The organism is Streptomyces sp. NPDC043996 (assembly GCF_056435225.1).
Window position 1 is genome coordinate 445,086 of record NZ_JBWKEY010000006.1, and the last position, 18,824, is coordinate 463,909.

The 18,824-nt window shown below is 71.6% G+C and carries 11 protein-coding genes and 1 pseudogene; 1 reads left to right on the plus strand and 11 read right to left on the minus strand.

From position 1 onward, the window contains the following. Positions 1–192 precede the first annotated feature (192 nt). From AC07A4_RS18740 to AC07A4_RS18785, 10 genes and pseudogenes are all read right to left on the minus strand, one after another. Positions 193–4,908: a hypothetical protein gene (locus AC07A4_RS18740; protein ID WP_478599701.1), complete on the minus strand. Its 4,716-nt coding sequence runs from the start codon at positions 4,906–4,908 to the stop codon at positions 193–195. A gap of 3 nt (positions 4,909–4,911) precedes the next feature. Then, positions 4,912–8,805, minus strand: coding sequence for a hypothetical protein (locus AC07A4_RS18745; RefSeq protein ID WP_478599703.1), 3,894 nt, complete (start codon positions 8,803–8,805; stop codon positions 4,912–4,914). Positions 8,806–9,020: 215 nt separating this feature from the next. Next, positions 9,021–9,974 carry an esterase/lipase family protein gene (locus tag AC07A4_RS18750; RefSeq protein WP_478599706.1) on the minus strand — a complete coding sequence of 318 codons (954 nt, stop codon included), beginning with the start codon at positions 9,972–9,974 and terminating at the stop codon, positions 9,021–9,023. Positions 9,975–10,413: 439 nt separating this feature from the next. After that, positions 10,414–12,561: an MMPL family transporter gene (locus AC07A4_RS18755; protein WP_478599709.1), complete on the minus strand. Its 2,148-nt coding sequence runs from the start codon at positions 12,559–12,561 to the stop codon at positions 10,414–10,416. Positions 12,562–12,566: 5 nt separating this feature from the next. Next, the gene (locus AC07A4_RS18760) at positions 12,567–13,793 is read right to left on the minus strand and encodes a beta-ketoacyl-[acyl-carrier-protein] synthase family protein (protein ID WP_478599711.1); all 1,227 of its coding nucleotides are present in this window, start codon (positions 13,791–13,793) and stop codon (positions 12,567–12,569) included. Beyond that, positions 13,790–14,056 carry an acyl carrier protein gene (locus AC07A4_RS18765; RefSeq protein ID WP_478599714.1) on the minus strand — a complete coding sequence of 89 codons (267 nt, stop codon included), beginning with the start codon at positions 14,054–14,056 and terminating at the stop codon, positions 13,790–13,792. The genes AC07A4_RS18760 and AC07A4_RS18765 overlap by 4 nt, the downstream gene beginning before the upstream one ends. A gap of 667 nt (positions 14,057–14,723) precedes the next feature. Next, positions 14,724–14,866 (minus strand): annotated as a pseudogene (locus tag AC07A4_RS18770) (methionine ABC transporter ATP-binding protein); the annotation flags it as partial. A gap of 142 nt (positions 14,867–15,008) precedes the next feature. Further along, entirely contained in the window at positions 15,009–15,845 is an 837-nt protein-coding gene (locus tag AC07A4_RS18775) for a hypothetical protein (protein WP_478599716.1), read from the minus strand. A gap of 215 nt (positions 15,846–16,060) precedes the next feature. Then, positions 16,061–16,336 (minus strand): hypothetical protein, encoded by a 276-nt coding sequence (locus tag AC07A4_RS18780; protein WP_478599719.1) that lies wholly within the window; start codon positions 16,334–16,336, stop codon positions 16,061–16,063. Positions 16,337–16,896: 560 nt separating this feature from the next. After that, positions 16,897–17,268 (minus strand): hypothetical protein, encoded by a 372-nt coding sequence (locus AC07A4_RS18785; RefSeq protein WP_478599722.1) that lies wholly within the window; start codon positions 17,266–17,268, stop codon positions 16,897–16,899. Between the two features lie 46 nt (positions 17,269–17,314). Here AC07A4_RS18785 and AC07A4_RS18790 point away from each other — a divergent pair, with 46 nt between their 5' ends. Continuing rightward, the gene (locus AC07A4_RS18790) at positions 17,315–17,821 is read left to right on the plus strand and encodes a hypothetical protein (RefSeq protein WP_478599725.1); all 507 of its coding nucleotides are present in this window, start codon (positions 17,315–17,317) and stop codon (positions 17,819–17,821) included. Here the strand turns inward: AC07A4_RS18790 and AC07A4_RS18795 are convergent. Beyond that, positions 17,801–18,814: an ArsR/SmtB family transcription factor gene (locus AC07A4_RS18795; RefSeq protein ID WP_478599945.1), complete on the minus strand. Its 1,014-nt coding sequence runs from the start codon at positions 18,812–18,814 to the stop codon at positions 17,801–17,803. The genes AC07A4_RS18790 and AC07A4_RS18795 overlap by 21 nt on opposite strands. Positions 18,815–18,824: the final 10 nt, after the last annotated feature.

The window sequence follows — 18,824 nt, forward strand, 5'->3', positions numbered from 1 at the left end:
GCCCAAGTGCCGCCACGTGAGGGAAAAACGAGTGTGCATCGGCAGGCTGGTGGGTTCACTTCTTCCCCGCGGATAGTTGGCCGATTCACGGCAGCACGGGACGACCGCGTCCGCGCCGACGCCTGGTCGGGGGGCGCCCCGCTGGCCCTACGGGGGTTCCCCAGATCGGCCTGTCCTTCGTGGCCGTCCGGGTCAGAGAGCGATCTCGTCCGCGTACACCAGGCGCTCCTCCCAGACCGGGCGGATCAGGGTGGCCGGGCCGGACATGTCGGCGGGGGCAGGGGGGTCGCCGGGGAGCAGTTCCCACTCCTCGACGACCACGCGCCAGTCGGAGGGTTCCCCGGGGCGTCGCAGCGGGACCGTGGTACCGGCGTCGAGTTCGGCGAGCCAGGCGTACTCGGACGAGTCGACGCCGAAGCCTTGGCCGGTCAGGGTCTTCGTGGTCACCGTGGCCCATCCGAGGTCGGAGTCGATCCCCGCCACCCTGCGCTGGAGCCGGGCGATCAGCGTGCGGTTCGTCCCGATCGCCTCTGCCAGGCTCTCCGGGGTCGCCTCACCGCCGAGCGGTTCTCGGGTGCCCACCGGGCCGCTGACCACCACCCGGACGTGCCGGTCGTCCGTTCGCCCGACCCGCAGGGTGCGCTCGGGAGGCAGTTGGACGAAGTCGCAGAGCACCGGCGGCGACAAGTGGCAGCCGGGGATGCTGTCCGGCTGGTACCGGGCCACAGCCAGGCGCACGAACGCCCAGGAGACGGGGCCGGGATCGAGGGCCACGTCGACGTACCAGAGCTGTCGCTCGGCGTTGTACTGAGGCCGGTAGCCCACGACGATCACGGACTGGGGGCGAGAAGAGGGGTCCGGGAGCGGTAGCTGCTGAGGGGAAGTAACGGGGCGGCCGGGCTGGCCTCGGTCGTCGAAGCGGGCATACCGCACGAGGCTGTCGAGGCGCAGCGGTTCGAGGGCGCGGCGGGCGATCGTGCCACCCGTCCAGGCCGGATCCGTGCCCCACCGCGAGACGAAGGGGAACTCGTCCTCCGGGCTCGCGCTGGACAGGAGCACTCCCAGCAGCTCTCCCTCACCACTGCTCCACCAGGGGCGCTCCAGATAGATGCGTACCCCGGCCCGGCGGCCGTGGCGCCGGGCCATGGGCTGTTCCGTGTCGGTCGCGTCCGACCAGCGGAACAGCGGGATGACCGAGTGCACCATCGGGGCCGCGGGCGGCGCACTGGAGTTCACGGACACCACGACCGGCGGGCCGACGACGCTGAGCCCGTCGTCGTGGGCACGGGAGCTGTCGACCGGCGGGAACTCGGGGTCCGCGGCGAGCAGATCCTGGTGGAAGTACTCACGGAACCGGGTGGTGGCACGGAACCGGTAGGTGACGTTGCGGTGGCGGGTGTCGCCGAACTCGTGGACGGCGCGGTGGGCGCGCAGTAGGGCCGGGGGTAGCTGACTGGGGGGTCCGTCGGCGGGGGCCAGGAGGGCGAGGTCCTCGTCGGGGGCGATGTGGGTCGTGAACGCCACTGCCGTGGCCTGCCGTTCTTCGTCCCGGGGCAGTGACAGGTCGTCGATCCGGTCGGTCCAGCGGGCCTCTGCGGTGAGGCTGTCGGTGCTCGGCCCGTGGACGTCCACGGCGCCGATCAGCGTCACCGACGTCTCTCCCACGTGGCGGTAGGGCAGGACCTTGGTGGGCCGGGGCACTTCGAGGGGCCGCGGTACGGCATGGACGAGGAGGACGTCTTCGAACGGGGTCAGGCCCCAGAGGCAGCCGTCCGCCGCCGCCTCGGCGACGGCCGGGTTGTCGCGGACGTCCTCCGGCAGGCTGCCCCAGGGCCCGAGCAGCTTCAGCTGGTCGGCCGCCACCGAGCTGGACAGCCGGAAGCGCTGTACGTCGCCCGCGGGCAGCCGGAAGTCCAGCACCCGGCCGGTGACCGAGGCGGAGAGCTCGGCTCCGCCACCGAGGACCAGCCGGAAGGGCTGGAGGGCGGGCCACGCACCGCCATAGGCGGCGGTGAATCCCTCGCTCCGGATCGGAGAGCCGATCCCTGTGCCCCCGCCCGCGTCGGGGAAGACGACCGCGATGCCGTGGGCCAGCGGATCGGGCAGGTACGGCAGGACCAGGTCATCGACGTCGTGCACCACGTAGTACCCGGACGGCAGCGGGTCGCCGGGGGCGGCCAAGGGCAGCGTCACGTTCCCGCCGGGGGTGCCCGGCTGGTGCTCAAGGCGGACGGCGGGCTGGGGCAGGCGCCGCGAGGGGTCGTCGAGGTCGGCCACGTGGAGGTCGAGGAAGGAGCCGTTCTCGCGAAGGGCCCAGCCCAGCATCGCGCGGAGGTCGGCGGGGTCGCTGGACCCGATCGCCCGGTCGAACATCCCGTGCAGTTCGGCCTGCGTCTGGCTGGTCTTGGGCGGGGCGAGGTGGCGTTGGGAGGTGTCGTGGTAGCGCAGGTCCAGCGCGGGGTGGGCGGCCTGTACGGACGAGGCGTACGCGGCGGGGCCGGTGACCGTGAGGGCGAGCGTGTCGGGGTCCTGGGTCACGCCGGAGCGCACGACGAGCACGCGCAACGACTCGCCCTCGGTGTAGCGGTCGCGCGGGACGGGAACGGGGGCGGTCACGGGGTCCCACCGCAGGAACGGGTACTGGGCGGTGATCGTCTCGTAGGCTGTCGTCGCCGCCTGCTCGGCCGTCGTGGCCTGGCCCTCGCCGGGCGGCGTAGCCAGCTCGGCGGCCATCATGTCGGCCATCTGGGTGGCGGAGCGGGAGCCAGCGCTGAACAGAAAGGGCCGGCCTCGGTCCCGTAGCGCTGCGGCGATCGCTGCCTCGATCACTGAGTGGCGCACGGTATGGGTCGCGGGGGCGGGCGGGTCGCCGAGGGGACGGCGCTCGCGGAGCCGGGCGAGGACGGCTTCGGTGAGCCCCAGGTCCGCCAGTGCTGTGTGGGCCGGCCCGGCTTCCGGGAAATCGGCCTCTGGAAGGACCACCTGCGCGAGACCCGGCTCGGCCGACCCCGGCTCGGGCGCGGGCTCCCCGGACCTCGGGCCGTCCAGTGCCCGCAGCGTCGCTTCCCGGAGCAACTCGGCCAGGCCCTCGCGCTCCTCGTCCGCGTCGTCGGAGCGGGCGGGTTGGGCGGATCCGGCCAGAAGCCGCTCCAGGACGCGCATCAGTTCCTCCCGCGACGGCCCGTCGCTTGGCCCGTCACGCTGCCCGCTGGCGTGTGCCGCGGACGGCCGTGGAGGCCGGGAGTTCCCGGCGAGGTCCACGGCCCAGGCGCGGAAGGCATACCTCCGGCCGTATCGGAGCCGGGGCAGGGTGCCCGGCGCGACCCTGGTGGTGATCAGTAGCGGGTGGGTGAGTTCCGCGGTCGGAGGGTGGGGGTGCGGGTCCCGGACCACCTCCTGCCCGTTCTCGCGGACCAGTAGCCGTCCGGGTCTGGGGGCGGACAGGCTCCACCCCTCCCAGCCGAACACCGCCTCGTGGACGTGGATCGGTGAATCGGTGACGCCCGGGGTCTCATCGGCGGCGGTCCCCTGGATGAACGCCGTCTCCTCCCAGGCGGTGAGGAGGGCCCCGTGGCCCGGCACCTCGGCGTCGACGACCCTGCGGTGCAGCGAGGCCCACTGACGGGTCGTGGCGTCCCACACCTCGACCCGCACGCCCCGCACCACGTCCTCGGTGTACAGGACGGTGGGGATCGGGGTGCCCAACAGTTCTTCGAGGGTGCGTTGGCGCTTCAGCCGTGCCTGCGTGGTGCGGGCCCGACCGGTCCGCACGACCGTGAAGCCGCCCGCCCTGAGCGCGGGCGCCGCCGCGTTCACCGCGTCCGCCTCGCCCTCGACGCGCAAGAGCCGGGGCAGCGTCCACAGGAAGCGGTCCGTCTTGAGCGCACTGCCGTCGGTGTCGACGTCCAGTACGGAGAACAGGTCCGGGTTCCCCACCCGCAGGCCACCGGCGAGCCAGTCGGATGCGCCGTCCTGAGGGACGGTGAGCAGGGCGCCGTGGTCGCCGAGGGCGCACCTCACGCGGGTCGGATGGCAGCGCCTGGCGTCCCCGGTGGACTCGACCAGAGCCGTCAGGTACGTCGCCTGGCGGAGCCGGGGCAGGTCGGCTTCGGCGACCTTGAGGTCGATGACGAGGCCGAGCGCGCGCAGCAGGGCAGGGTGGTCGCCGACCATGGCGCAGCGTTCGTGGAACTCCGGCTCCGGTGTGTCGATCTTCGGGGTGTGAGCTTTCGGGTCCGGTCGGCGGCGGTACGGGTACTGGCCCTCGGGGCGCTCGTAGTAGCGGCGACAGCGGTGGAGTTCGGCGGTGAGGCGGTGCCATCCGCTCAGCCGTGCGACGTGCTCTTCGAGCTCCTTCAGGTCCCGCTGGTGCTCGGTGTCCTCGTCCAGCGCGGCCGTCACGCGCCGTTCGTCGTACGTCCCGCGGGCGCCGTCCTCACCTGCGTCGACCGCCTCGAACCTCCTGGCCAGGCGCATGACGCCGGCTGTCGCCGGGTGCCCGGTAGGGGTCGGCGGGTCGGTGGGGGACGCGAACATGGCGGCCAAGTGGAGGCCCTTGGCCGCGTCGTGGACGTATCGGGCGTCGAAGGTCCGCCACCGACGCCCGGTCCAGTCGGGCCGCGCGGGCCGCCGTACGGGGGTGTCGGGCGGGAAGAGGGCACGCCAGGCCGCCGGATCGACGGGGTCGCGGAGCGGGGTGCAGGCGAGGGGGCCGCTCTGGTCCATGAGCTGGATGTCCAGGGTGGTCTTGGCCGTCTGCGCCCAGTCGGGAAAGACGGCGAACTCGGACAGGACCGCGTCCTCGTGCCCGGGATCGAGAAGCGGGGTGAGGTAGAGCGAGACGTGGAACGTACTGGTGGCGGCCGCCGAGTACGGCAGGGCGAAGGCGATCCAGCGTTCGGAGGGCATCGCTCATTCCTTCCGGTAGGCGCCGCAGTACTCCGTCCACGCCGGTGAGGCCCCGCTCGTGACGGCCATCATCTCCGCGAACGAGGGGTCCTTGCGATGGCCGGAGAACTCGCGGCGGGCCCGGATCCGGACCCGGCCGGTGTAGAGGGCGACGTCGACCTCGATCGTGACCATGGCCTCGCCCGTCATCGTGCCGGTGGCGAAGTTATAGGTGAGCGACATGTACAGCTCGACCGACGCCGAGACAAGGCCGAGGACGTCCAGCTCGCCGCGCAGGCGGAAGTAGCCAGTCAGCGAACCGGAGTCGCCTTCGAGGCGGAGGTAGATGCCGAGCATGGCGGACACCGACCCGGAGGCCACACCGAGGTCGACCGCGAGCACCGCGCCCGCCTCCAGGCCGAGCTCAAGAACGTCCAGGCCTTCGGGGGACAGGCGCAGCCCGAGCCAGCCACCGCCGCCGATGAAGGCGACGGCGAGCGTGAAGGGGCGCTCCCTGGTGCAGAAGTTGAAGCCGTACGTGACGCTCTTGCCGAAGAACGGGACCTGGAGGTCGGCGCCCAGGGACAGGTTGCTCAGGGTGAAGACGCCGAGGGCGATGTTCGGCAGGGCGAGGGTGTATCCGGCGGACAGCCCTTCGGCCGTCACGTTCAGGGTCGGCGGGTCGGCGAAACCGTCCAGCGGGATCAGGCTCGTGACGTCCTCGACGAAGGAGAGGGCTCCGAGGAACTCGACCTTGCCGAAGACGACGTCGATCTCCGCCTTGCCGCCGCTTCCGGCGGCGAAGCAGGCATGGTCGAATCCGGCCCGGACCAGCGGTTCGCCGGGGGGTAGCTCGAGGCTGAAGTCGCGGAGCTCGGCCAGCGCGCGGATCCCCATGCGGCCCTTGCCGCTGGCCCGGCCCTCGACCGCGAACTGCAGGCTGTCCGGTGCGAGCCGCAGCACGGGGTTGCTGGCAGGCCACTGCGTGTTCAGCAGCGGGGCCCAGGAGTAGCGGAACCGCACCTCCGCGCTGCTCTGCGCGAGGTCATTGGCGAACCGTCCGATGTCCTCGGCGAGGTCCTTGAAGCCACGCAGGTCCGCCAGCAGGTCGGCGAGGGCCTCCAGGATCCTCCGGATGAACGGCGGCAGCTTGGCAGCGAGGGCGCGGAGGCGCGCGATCTCGTTCTCGAGGCCCAGGGTGACCATCTCGGCGGCGATCTCGTCGGGCTTCTTGTCCTTGAGGGAGGTGAGGAGCGCGGGGACCTCCTTCAGTTTCGAGACGACGGTGCTCCGCGCGTCCTTGGCTTCCCGCAGGGTCTTCTGAGCCTCCAGCAGGACCTCGGACTTCCCCTCCGGTACCCGGTCGACGAGCTTGCGCGCCTCGGTCACGGCCTGGTCGACGGCCTCCCTCAGCCGGTCCAGATCGGCCAGGAACGCCTCGACCCGGTCCATCGTGCGCGAGATGAGGGCGGGAGCCCCGGCCGCACCCGGGGCCAGCGCCTTGACCACCTCCGACAGCTTGACGAGGCCGAAGAGCGTGGGGTCCGCCCCGCTCAGGAAGTCCTTGGGCGAGGCCCCGGCCGTCGTCAGCGCATGCGTCTCGCCCACCGCGCCCGTGCGGCGCGAGAGCCCGCGGAGGGGAAGTTCCGGGTTGACGACGCCTCCGGCCCGCGCCGTTCCGGGCGGCCGCCCGGCACCGGAGCTCGGGGGCGCGGAGCCGTCCGGCAGGAAGCGCAGCACCGGAACGGCCGGGGCCACGGGGTCGGTGGAGTGCTCGCCGGGGGCCTCTCCCTGGATCAGCACCCGGGCCCACAGCTCCGCGGTGTCGGCCTCGGTGAACCCGACGGCGCGGTAGCGGTCGTGGTACGCGATGGGCACCGGTCCGCTGAGCGGCGACAGGTGGGTGACGGCGGGCAGGGTCACTTCGGCCGCGCTCATGTGCGGGGTCGAGTCGCACAGCCTGGCCTTGCCGCGCAGCCACACCGCCGTGGTGGGCAGCGCGGTGTCACCGCCAGCCCGTACGGGGCCGTAGGCGATCTGCTGTCCGAGCGCCGCGACCCGGCGTCCGCTGAGGGGGTCGTTGTCGTACGCGTCATCGATGTCCGGGTAGCGGTGGTGGTCTCCCGCCACCCACATCATCGGCATGTGCAGCCTGACCGGCTGGTTGTCCTGGTCCAGCGCATCGACGACGAACCGGAAGCGCGCACCGTCGGTGGAGGGCCAGAAGAGCGTGTCCTGGGATTCGCGGGGTGACCTGCTGGGCTCGTCCAGGGGCGGTGTGACCGAAGGACGGATCTCCACCCGCCAGAAGGGGAAGTCGTGTGTGTCGGCATAGGTGCGTACGCGTTCATCGAGCACCAGGAACGTGCGCTGGTGGAGCTCCGCCACGGAGGTCGGCCCGGGCTTCATGCGCCGTTCGGTCACTTTGACCAGCGCCGCCCGGTGGCCGAACGGGTACAGATAGCCGGGGTAGACCACGCGTACGTACTGATCGCGGCCCAGAGGGGCTTCGTGGTCCCAGCCCAGGACCGCCTCCACACCGGCGCTGTTGTACGGACCGACGTCCCACTCGCCGTGCAGGTCGAGCCACGCTCCGAGCGCCGACAACCACAGGGCGTCCACGGCGATCGGCTGCGGACCGACCACCGCGGACGCCCCGATGGCCGCGTTCCTGAGCAACCAGGTCTCGGCGCTCTGGCGGACCAGCATGTGGCGGTCCGCACGGTCGAGTGACATGGGGAACGGATCGTTCGTAGCGTGCCCCGGCAGGTACGACTGCTGCTTCCACTGGTCGGCCATCCAGTCCCGGTCCCGCGCCCACACGGCACGGACGATCCGGCGCAGGCGGTTGTGCTCGTCGGGCGCGACGGTTCCGTCAGGCCGCGCCGCGCCGACGGCCAGTCTGCTGTGCCAGAGCTCGATGTGGCCCGGCGCGTCGAGGGCTGCGACGGGGCGGACGGCGTGGGCCCATGACGCCTCGTCGCTGGGGGAGAGGACGAGCCGGAACGGGGCCTCGAGGGCCGTTTCGTCGGCTGCCGGGCGGCGGCTCAGGTGCGTCAGCGAGGGCAGGAAGCCGGTGATCTCCTGGCTGACGAGAGGCGGGATCTCCTCGCTCCTGCCCTCGATGGTCACGGACGTCGGCCGGGTCACGGTGTCGGGGAGCGGCAGGTCCTCGGGGTTGGACGGGGTGCGCAGCGCGAACTCGGTCCGTGCTGCGCGCAGTTCACGGGCCCGCGCCGCCACGTCGGCCAGGCTCGCGGCCTCGGGCGCCTGCGTGGGCGCGTCTCCCGAAGCCGCACGCACCACGGCGCCCATCGGGGTGAGGTCGGCGACGACTCCGTCGTGCAGGCGCAGGACCGGGCCGGAGGGCCGCTCGAGCGCCCCGGAACGGGCGCCGCCACCGGCTGGTACGTCTCCGGGGCGGGCGAGGGGCGGGACACGCATGCGCAGTCGGCTCATCGCGGCCAGGATGCCCGCACTCGAGAACTCGACCGACTCACCCTGCGGGATGTCGAACACGAGTCGGCTGGCGCGCGCGGGGCAGACCGCGACCGGCGGGCTGACCCGCGCCTGGGGGCCCTCACCCGGCCCCGCGGGCGGTGTGACGATGTGCTCCCCGAGGTGCTGGAAGGCGAAGCGGACGACCAGCCTTGCCGTGTGGCCGGGGAGGGGTTCCAGTCTCGGCGGGCTGCCCCCGCCCCCGCTCACCAACCGGCATCGGGCCGCGAAGACTGACAGAGCGACCAAGTCGCCGGGCCGGACCAGGTCCACGTGGACGCCCGGTCCGGTGTCGGGCACGCCGGGGTGGCCCCACAGCGTGTGCAGTCCGTTGACGAACGTGAGCGGGTCGGCCGCGAGGGGGCCGCGCTCTGGTTCCGGGGTGCCTTGGGCCGCCATGATGCCCCCTGGATGGAACATCGGTCACGCCCCCTGACCGAACTCCGTCGGCTCCTTCCATGCTGGCACGAGGGCCGACCGGGCGCCTCTCGGCCGCTCGGGCGGGCCCGCCAGGAGCAGCGTCGCCTGCCCGGTCAACTCGCGGGCCCCGGGCACGGACAGCGATCCCTCGTGATCGGCCGCACGCGGACACGGAGTGGACCGTCGAGCGCGCGATGCGCTCTTCGGGCCGGGAGTCAGAAGGCGGGCGCCCTCGGTACACAGGGAGCCGCCGGGGCTGTGGGGTCCAGGGCCCGTTTGACCAGTCCGATCGCACGCGGGCTGTACGACATGCTCAGATGGGCGGAGAAGTCGACGAAGCAGCCCTTCTGCAAGGTGATGTTCCGCACCGTCGCTCCGGGGCCCGCGGTCATGAACGTGTTTTGCCAGGGTGTGCTGATCTCGTCGTACTTCGTGGCGATCACGGTGTAGTCGACCCCGGGAACGGTGTCGCCGTCGGCGTTGAGTTCCTTGATGAAGTCGGATTTCTCGTACTGCTGGATGCTCGCCTTCCCGAAGACCTTCTCCCCGAATCCCAGTATGCGCAGCTTGTCGGCGAGGGTCTCGATGCCGCTGAGGGTGGTGCCGTGGTTGGTCGCGGCGAGCTGGACGACCTTCTTGACCTTGTTCTTCGAGGGGTCGGTCGTGTCCGCGCCTCCGTCGGCCTTGAGGTACCAGCGGGCCAGGATCCCGCCCTGGGAGTGGCCGACAAGGTCCACCTGGCCGGAGCCGCTGGCAGCGAGCACCTTGTCCACGAAGGCGGCCAGTTCCTTGGCGGACTTCTTGATGTCTCCGTAACCCTTGACGGCGGGAGCGACACCCACTGCGGCGTCGTCGGTGTCGCCGTAGTCGAGGGCGTAGACGCAGTAGCCCTGGGCCTTCAACTCGGAGGACATCCGGGCCCAGTTGTTGTAGCGGTTCTCGTAGGTCCCGTGGACCAGGACGACCGGACGCGGGTGGGCGGCGCTGGGACGGCAGTTCCAGTCGTTGGCGCCCGGCGGATCGATGTCGAGGCGGAGGATGGAATAGCCGAGGGCGGGAAGGAAATTGTCCTGCACAGGGCCGGTCTCCGCGGCCGCGGACGTGGAGGTGGCCAAGACCGCCGCCGCGGCGGCGGCACAGACGGCGGTGACGTTCTTGAGTATGGGCAAGTCGGCTCCTGAGAAGTGCGGAACTCGGGCCACAGGGGATGTTTCGCATGCGTGCCGATCGAGGAGGGAACCACGGGTGACCTCCTCCGGCGTCCCCGCCGGATGACGTTCCGTCAGGCTCCGACCCTGGTAACGCCCGAGGAGGAACACGGCCCGTCAGCCGCGTGTCCCCGGGTGTGCTTGCGGGCCCACAGTATGCACGCCGAGGCGGGAGGGTCTGAAGGGAGGGAAACGCAAACTTCGAAGGGGGCAGGTGGGTTGGCTGAAAGGCCCTCTCCGGCGTCGTGTGGCCGCGAGTGGCCTCAACGCCCCTGGTGTGCACCGGAGTTGAGGTTCACGCGGCGAGTTCCCGACTGAAGTGCCTGGCGATGGGGCTGGTGAGCGGGGAGTGGGGGCGCGTCGCCGGTCGAGGCCTGGCCGAGGCTTCGTACCAGCGGCGTCACTGTGCCGCGTGCTCCCGTCGCCGAAGCCCGTGAGCTTCGCGCGCCCTTCTTCGGCGGAACGCTCCAGCAAGGTCAAGGTGTCGGAGACATCTGCTGCGAGCTTCTCGTCCACGGCCACCGGTGGGGCCGCCTTGCGGCAGCCACGTGGGCGCCCACCAGTTGGCTCGGCCCGCCAGGGTGAGGAAGGCGGGTACGAGCATCCCTCGTACCAGCGTGGCATCAAGGAGCACGGCGACCGCGAGCCCGGTGCCGAGGAGTTTCAGGACCGTCAGCCCGGAGGTGGCGAGCACTCCCGTGACCAGGGCCACCGCGAGGGCGGCTGTGGTGACGAGCCGCCCGGTGCGGGCCACGCCCTCCACCACGGCGTCCCGGGTGTTCAGGCCTCGCAGCCACTGCTCGCGGACCCGGGAGAGCAGGAAGATCTCGTAGTCGATCGCGAGTCCGAAGGCGACGGCCGCCATCAGCAGCGGCAGCGTCAGGTCCAGCGCGCCCGTGACGGTGAACTCTCCGAGGACGCCCCGCAGATGGCCGTCCTGGAAGATGTGCACCACCAGGCCGAAGCTCGCCGTCAGGCTCAACGCGCCCACGAGCAGCGCCTTGAAGGGCAGCAGCACGCTGCGGGTCAGCAGGAAGAGCATCGCCCATGTAGTGGCCGCCAGTATTCCGCCAGCCAGGGGCAGCCGCTCGGCCACTGCCGCCTTGGTGTCGGCGAGCATCGCCGCGCGGCCCGCCACCTGGGCGCCCTTGGGGGATACCGAACGGAGGTCGGCCACCAGCCGCTGAGCGGCGGCCGACTGGGGTGGTGCGGTGCCGACGACGGTCAGCACCGGGCCGAGCCCGGGCAAGGTCGCGGACCGGGCCCCGGCCACGTTGTCCAGGGCCGCCACGCGCTGGCGGTACGGCTCGGCGTCCGCGGTGTTGGGCAGTACGACCGTGAGGGTGCGCTCGGCGGGCGCGGCGAAGCGCCCCCGGATCTCCTCGCCCGTCGCATGGGCCTCGGCGCTCGCCGGTAGCATCCGCTCGTCGACGAGCCCGAACCGGACGTGCCCGAACGGCACCGCGCAGAGCGTCAGGGCCACGGCGCAGCCGATCCCGTACCGCGCGGGCCGTCGAGTGACCACCCTGGCGGCCCGCCGCCACAGCGGGCTGTCGGGGCGTCCGGTACGGCCGATGGGCTCGCCGAGCACCAGCAGCAACGCCGGTACGGCGGCCATGGCCGCGGCCGCGGCGAGGAGTGCCACCGCCATGCCCGCGCACGCCATGGAGCGCAGGAACGGCAGCGGCAGCAGGAGCAGCGCCGCCATCGCGAGGGCCACCGTGCAGGCCGAGACCACGACCGTGCGTCCGGCGGTGCGCACCGTGCGCGCCACCGCATCGGGCACCTCTAGACCGTGGCCCCGTTCCTCGCGGAAGCGGGTGACGAGCAGGAGGCCGTAGTCCACGGCGAGGCCGAAGCCGAGCGCCGTCGTGAGGTTCATCGCGAAGACCGACACCGGCATGGCGTACGTCAATGCCCACAGCAGCGCCGTCGTGCCCGCGACGGCGAGCGCGCCGATCACGACGGGTACCAGCGCGGCGAGCAGCGAGCGCAACGCCACGACAAGGAGGAGCAGAGTGAGGGGCGCCGCGATCAACTCGGCGGTGACAAGGTCCCGTTGGCTCGTCTGCGCGGCTTGCACGCTCACCCAGGAGGGGCCGGTCGCGGAGACGTCCAGAGGCCCGCGGTGGCCTGTGAGTGCCGGGACCAGCTCGCGGGCTGTGGCGGCCGCGTCCCGGTCCGCGCCGGCGAGGTCGGCGGTGACCAGGGCGGCCCGTCCGTCCATGGAGCGCAGCAGCGGGTCGGGCGTGACCCAGTACGAGCGTGTCGAGACCACCCCGTCGGCCGCGGCCAGTTCCCGCGTGAGGCCAAGGCCCGCCCGCCGGGCGGCCGCCCGGTCCACCCCGGTGGAGGACTGGGCGAGCAGCACCACATCGGGCGGGGCCGCGCCCGCGCGGGCGAGTATCGCGGCCGCCCGGTCGGCCTCCGTGCCCTTCGCGGTGTAGCCCCCGTTGGCCAGCCGCTCGTGCGTGCCCGCGCCCGCGATCGCGCACAGGGCGGCCACCAGGGCGGCCAGCAGCAGCACGAGCCGGGGACGGGCGGTCACGTGCCTCATGCGGCCCGGAAGAAGAGCACCGCGTTCTGGCCGCCGAACCCGAAGGCATTGCTGAGGGCGCCCGTCATCCGGTGGGCCCGGGGCGTCTTGGTGACGACGTCGATGGCCAGGCCGTCGTCGAGCTGGTTGAGGTTGGCGGTGGGCGGGACGAGTTGCCGTTCCAGGGACAACACCGTCACCGCGGCCTCCACCGCCCCAGCCGCGCCCAGCGTGTGACCGATGGTGCCCTTGACGGAGGTCACCGAGGGTGCGCCCGACCCGAAGAGGCTGCCGAGCAGGTTCGCCTCGATGCGGTCGCCCTGCGGGGTGGAGGTGCCGTGGGCGTTGACGTGGTGGACGTCCGCCGGTTCGGAACCGGCGTCGGCGAGGGCCGCTGCGATGGCCCGTCGCGCGCCGTCGCCGTCAGGCCGGGGGCTGGTGGTGTGGAAGCCGTCGGCGGAGGCCCCGTAACCGGCGAGGTAGCCGCGGATCCGGGCGCCGCGGGCGCGGGCGTGCTCGGGGCGCTCCAGGACGAGGATCCCGGCGCCCTCGCTGAGCACGAAACCGTCCCGGTCCACGTCGAAGGGGCGGGACGCGGCGGCCGGATCGTCGCGGCGCTGGGAGAGGGCGCCGAGCCGGTAGAAGGCGGCCGACCCCATCGGCACCCGGGCGCAGTCGGTGCCGCCCGCGATCGCGATGTCACAGGATCCAGAGCGCAGCAGATCGCGGGCGATACCAAGGGCCGTGGCCCCGGAAGCGCACGCCGTCGATGTGGTGAGGCACGGTCCGGTCGCGTGCAGGTCCATCGAGATCTCGCCAGCGGCCATGTTGGGCAGCGAACGGGTCAGCGCGGTGGGCGAGATGGAGTTGACCCGGCCCTCGGCGAGACTGCCGAAGGCGTCCGGCCAGGTGTCGCCCCCGGCAGTGGCCACGCCAAGGACGACGGCGACCCGCGGCCCGTCCCACGCCTCCGGGTCCAGTGCCGCGTCCGCCACCGCCTGGCGGGCGGCCACCAGGGCGAGCTGAATGAACCGGTCGATGCGCCAGGTGAGCCGGGGGCCGAGCAGCGCGGCGGCGTCGAAGTCCGGCACTCGGCAGGAGAAGTCGACGGGGAGACCGGCAAGGGCCTCATCCCGCGCCGCAAGACCACTGCCAGCGCAGATCCCCGTCCACGACTCCTCGACTCCCACCCCTGCCGGGGTGACGAGGCCGAGCCCCGTGACGGCCATGTCCCGTGCCGTCACCGGACCGCACTCCGCAGGGACTCGGCGGCTCCCGCCGCGCCGACGGCCACGGTCAGGTGCTCGGCCACCTCGGCGAGCGTCATGTCCGCCCGGTCCTCGGGCAGGCTCACGCCGAGGGCGTCCGTGAGCACCATGGCCAGCTCCACCCGGGCGAGCGAGTCGAACTCCAGCGCCTCCAAGGTGGCGTCCGGGCGGATGAGATCCTTCGGCACGCCGAAATGCTCATGGAGCAGGCGAGCCATCACGTCGTAGACGGGCTCCATCGTTGTTCTCCTTCGCGTCAATGGGGGAGAGGGGCTGAGGTGTGAGGTATGCCAGGTCGCTGCCGCCGACGTGCACGGTGTCCCCGCGCGCCCGCCGTACGGGAACAGTGAGAACAAGGCAGGGAATGCCATGCCCGGCCACGGGGGGTGACCTTGCTCGGCGCGACCGCTGCCTTCGAATGCGCGGCGCCTCTTTCCCTCAGGCCCCCGATGACCAGGAGGCCACCTGCGAAAATCGGCTTCGAACCCTCCGCCCTCGTCGCGGTCGTGCGCGCCGGGACAGCGGCCAGCGAAGAGCGGCCGCAGAAAGGCGACCTGGCCGGGCAGCCCCCAAGAGAAGCCAGTCGCCGAACGCCGATGAGGAGGAACCGGGGCTTACAGCCGCGCTACCGGACACCAGATACACCGCATGACCCGTGAGCGGGAACCGGACGGACAGGAAAGCATGTTGAGTTCCCATCATTTCATGCCGAAACTGAATTCCCCGCCCAGTGTGACCATGCCGGGAGCGAAAGTTGCGCTACCGGCACGCCGATTCCTCCAATGGGAGGACGCGCGAAACGCGCAAGCACACGCGAATCCGAAGCCTGGGAACTGTGAGGTCTCGCGATGGCGGTGGATTGGCGGCCGAGGGGCGGGCTCGCTGTGAACAAGTGAGGTTTGCTGCCACGTCGTCCGCGGGGTCGGCCACGACGCCGAGGTCATGGGTGATCAGGATGAACCCGGCGTCGGTCGCCCGGTGCGCGAGGCGCCGAGGATCTGGGCCTGCATGGTGATGTCAAGCGAGGTAGTGGGTTCGTCGGCCACATGGACGCTCGGCCGGTTGCCTGTCCTTGAGCGCGCGACTCCGGTGAGGTGCGGGTGCGCGAGGAGGCGGGTTCAGGGCCCGCCCCGTCCCGATGAGCGGGCCGCCCGTCCTGGAGGCCGTCCAGCGGCCGGAGGCGCTGCCCGGTTACGGCAGCGGTGTCCGACGGACGAAGGACATGCCGTAGCGGCCGCTCTGCCAGATGTTCGTGCCGCTCACGTACATGGGGTTCCAGGAGTGCCAGTACAGGGACTCGATGTACTTCGGTTCGACGCCAGGGGTGATCGGCTTCATCGTGACCCCGGCGAGGGGGTTGCGTTGGCGGTCCATGCTCCAGCCGCCGAAGTCCACGTCCAGGAACGTGGCCGCGTACGCGGTGTCACGGTCGAGATCGGTCAACGTGAACTGGGTCTGGGTCTGGCCGCCGACGAAGTACTTCAGGACTTCCAGTTTGGCCCGTCGGCCGTCGTTGTTGCCCTCGTACACGGAGTGGTTGTTGGGCGGTGAGTACCAGTCCCCGTAGCCCCGGAACGGCCGGCTCGCCACGAAGGGCGGCGCGATGGTGGAACGGGTGAAGGACATGGGGAAGCCGGTGCCGTTCCAGCTGCTGATGCCGGAGAGGTAGTCGGTGTTCCAGGTGTGCTGGAGCAGGTTCGGCCAGCTGAGGGTGCTGGGGCCGGTGAGCGTGATGTTCCGGACCTCGTGTGCGTCCAGGGGAACGTTCTGGACGTGCCCCGAGTAGGTCTCGTTGCGTTCCAGCTCGATGAACTTGAGGAAGAGCGTGTAGTTGGTGCTGGGCGACTGCTGCTGGGTCACGATCTCCAGCCTCGCGCTGCGCCCGTCGTACGACCCCAGCCAGGTGCCGTGGAACGCCCGTGCGTCCCGGGCGCGGCGCGGGCCCGCGGCCGCGGCGGGGGTGACGGCCCCGCCGATGACCGACAGGGCTCCGGCGGTGAGCGCGGTGCCGACGGTTCTCTTGAGCACGCTGCGACGTGATAACGAATGATCTGCTGCCATGGCCACCCTCGCGGTAGGAAGGACAGGACTCGTCGTGGGGGAATCGGGCCGCGTGTGCCGTCCCTCCCCAACGCGGCAAGTGTGAGGTGTGCCTGTGGTGCGGGGGAGGAGATTGATGAAAGTTTTACGACGCTGGCTGTCCCGCTCACCCACGCCTTGGCGGAGCACCGGCATGAACGGCCTCACTCCGCCGCCCCCGCCCAGCCCGGCGCGGCTCCGCTGATCAGGTCGGCGGCGCGCAGTCCCGAGACCAGCGCGCTACCGGCGTGTTCGCAGGTGGGCTGGACGGTGTTGCCGACGTAGTGGAGGTCGCGTCCGGGGTCGTAGCCGTCGGGCCTATGGAGGCCCGGCGGGATCACCACAGGCGTGAGGTCGCTGCTCAGCCGGTGGATCTCTCGGAACTCGCGCGGCGCGACGAAGCGGTGGTAGCGGATCTTCGAGGCGAAGCCGGGCAGCATGGCCTCGATGTGCTCGAGAAGGTAATGCTCCAGCCGCGTGCGCTCGGCGGGATCGACCTGGTCGACACCGCGTGGGTGAGGACGTCGGAGACGAAGACGGTCCGTCGGCTCCTGTGCCCGGTCACCCTCAGCGGCGGATCGATCAGATGCGAGGTGAGGACGGCCGGAGCGCCGTCATGGTCCTCGTTTGTCGCCTCGATGGTCAATCCGTACGGGCGGTACCACTCCGGATCGGTGGCGAAGCCGGGGTTGAGGGCGGCCGCCACGAAGCGGCCGCCGGGTCGCAGGGCCCGCGCCGCGCCCTGGCACATGTCGCCGAGGTCTCGCGGCGACTCGGCGTATGGCAGCACGTACACCACGGTGACCAGGTCGACCGGGCCGAGGCGGCCCGCTGGGGACAGGGAGGCCTTGGCGAAGGTGATGTCGAGTGATGCGCAGCCCCGAGGGAGTGACCGCGCAGATGCCCGTCCCGGCCGGGTCGGCTGCCGCCAGTGCCTCCTCGATCCGTTCGGCGACCGCGGCCACGTGCGGCGGCTCCTCGATGGTGAGGTGGTTGCCCGTCACCGTGCGGACCGTGGCCTCGCCCTGGCACGGTCCGGTCCAGAACGCTTCGGGGTTCGGCCCGAAGACGTCGTCGCGGTCCTGGGCCCGGATGAACAGCAGGTCGTGGCGATGCGCTCCGGTTCGAACTCCCGGATCGCGTGGTTGGTGGCGATCACGACGTCCCGGACCTGCGGGTCGTCGCGGAGGGCGGTGCGCAGTGTCTGCCATGAGGGCGGCGCGCCATCGCCCAGGACGTCGAACAGGGCCAGGACGTCGTCCGTGCCGCGCAGGTCGAGGCGGCGTGAGTCGGTGACCGTCCCGGTCGTACCGAGCACGCCGCGCCTGGGCGCCGCCTCCGGCATCGCACTCGTCGCCAAGTCCGCCGCCATCGCGGCCCTTTGGAGGGAACGTACCGGCCGTGGCCAGGACATCCACATGGACCCGTGCGTCGGCCCCCACCGCCTGTGTCCCTTCTACGAGCAGAAGTGGGAACTCCTCAACGGCTACACCCCGTCCCTCATCAACCACGCCTTCGGCAGCGCCTTCCACCGGACCGCCGACGACCGCTGGATGATGCCGTTCACCATCTACCCGACCATCAAGGTCGCCGCACAGGAGCCGCTCGGCGTGGGCGAAGTCCCCGAAGACGTCGCGGCCGCGATCTTGAAGTGGAACGCCCGGGAACTGGAGCAGGCCGACGCGGCGGTGGGATGTGTCATGCCGCTGGTCCGCACGCCCAGCGAGATCCTGACCGAGCTCCAGCAGGGCGAGGTCGGTGCCGGGCTAGATGTGCAGGAAGAGGTCAGCCTTGTCGGCGGTGGAGGCGGGCGTCGCCGCCGAGCACCGTCACGCGGTCAAGCCGAACAGGGCAATCGGATTGCCGTCGACCTGACCGTCATCCCGGCAGGGGTAGCCCCTTCGTCAGAGACCACCGGTCCCTGAGACCTGTGCCGCCACGAGGGCCTGGCCTGCCCCAGTGCGGAGGTAGAGGACCGAACGGCCTGCGCGCCGCCGCTGGATCAGGTGGGCCTCCCGGAGGACTCGCAGATGCCGGCCCACCGAACCCAGGGGCAGGCCGGTGAGAGCCACCAGCTGGGTGGTGGTCTTCGGAGTGTCGAGCAGGGCGAGCAATTCGGCCCGGCCACGGCCGAGCAGCGCGGCCAAGGCCTTCGGCGCTCGGCGGCGCTCGTCGTCGGTGAGAACTCCTGAACAGGGATAGGCGACCGCGTACCGCAGGACGGGATACGAGTTCCGGCCGTCAGCAGGAGGGACGTCCCAACACACCCAGGTCTGGCTCAAGGTGACTGGGACGAACGTCAGCCGCACGCCGGAGAGTTCAAGCGGAGGGCTGTCGCAGACGGTGATCTGAAGGCGGTCGTCTCCGAGCCAGCGCATCCCCGGGCGCATCTCGTTCAGCGCTGTGGCCCAGCCGTGCAGGGCGGCTCGGGCGGTGCGGGCGACGATATCGGCCTCGATGATCCGTCTGCGGCGGGGCCAGGAGGGCTGGATGGTCTCCGTCCACACCCACTCCAGCAGGTCTGCGGCCCGCTGGGCGAGGTCGTCGCGGCGCAGCACGGCCGGCAGCGAGCCGTTCAGTGACTCCGCCAGGTCGGCGCGGACGGCGGCGGGCGGAGTACCGCGGATCTGCTCCAACTCGTCACCGAATGTGGGATCGCTTCCGCCCAGAGGCGTGGGAGTGAGGAAGGTCGCGTTCCACTGGCGTCTCAGCCCCGCCTCGACCAACGCTGCTGTGACAGGGTCAGCAGAGAGGCGGTCCCGGTAAGCGGAAAGGTGGGTGTCGAGCCACTGGTGCTCACCGACGTGCGCTGCGCGGCCGCAGTGCAGCGTCTTCAGGCCGGCCAGCGCCTCAGCCAGGGGGGACGCGGCGAACCGGCTCCCGGCGAGAGTGTCCGCGTCGACCCGCCACCAGCTCATTGGTTTCGCC